The following is an 834-nucleotide window of genomic DNA, read 5'->3' as shown; positions in this document are numbered from 1 at the left end:
TGTGGCGTCTGGTGGCCGAGGGGCGGGATGCGGTTTCGGGGTTTCCGGAGAACCGGGGGTGGGATCTGGAGGCGTTGTACGACCCGGATCCGGAGAGTGTGGGGACGTCGTACACGCGGTGGGGCGGGTTTCTGCATGATGCGGACCGGTTCGATGCGGAGTTCTTCGGGATCTCGCCGCGGGAGGCGTTGGCGACCGATCCGCAGCAGCGGTTGCTGCTGGAGACGGCGTGGGAGGCGCTGGAGCGGGCGGGGATCGATCCGGGGTCGCTGCGCGGTTCCCGCACCGGCGTCTTCGCGGGCGTGATGTACAACGACTACGGCTCCCGGCTGCGGCCCGCTCCCGCCGGTTTCGAAGGCTTCCTCCTCGCCGGCAACACCGGCAGTGTGGCCTCGGGGCGGGTGGCCTACACGTTCGGGCTGGAGGGCCCGGCGGTGAGTGTGGACACCGCGTGCTCGTCGTCGCTGGTGTCGATGCACCTGGCCGCGCAGGCGCTGCGGCAGGGCGAGTGCACCCTGGCACTCGCCGGAGGAGTGGCGGTGATGTCCACACCGAACACCTTCGTCGAGTTCAGTCGTCAGCGGGGGTTGTCGGCGGACGGCCGGTGCAAGGCGTTCTCGGCGGCGGCCGATGGTACGGGGTGGGCCGAGGGTGCGGCGTTGCTGGTGCTGGAGCGGTTGTCGGATGCGCGGCGCAACGGGCGTCGGGTGCTGGCGGTGATCCGGGGCAGTGCGGTGAATCAGGACGGTGCGTCGAACGGGTTGACGGCGCCGAACGGTCCGTCGCAGCAGCGGGTGATCCGGCAGGCGTTGGCGTCGGCGGGGGTGTCGGCGG

At 71.1% G+C, this 834-nt stretch carries 1 protein-coding gene; it reads left to right on the top strand.

Annotated features, from left to right (window positions below; all coding sequences use genetic code 11):
• The coding region (locus CUT83_RS04600; protein WP_143688492.1) for a beta-ketoacyl synthase N-terminal-like domain-containing protein at positions 1-834 on the top strand (834 nt) is incomplete at both ends.

Source organism: Streptomyces barkulensis (assembly GCF_002843305.1).
GTDB classification, from domain to species: domain Bacteria; phylum Actinomycetota; class Actinomycetes; order Streptomycetales; family Streptomycetaceae; genus Streptomyces; species Streptomyces barkulensis.
This window is presented reverse-complemented; position numbering and strand designations above follow the sequence as displayed.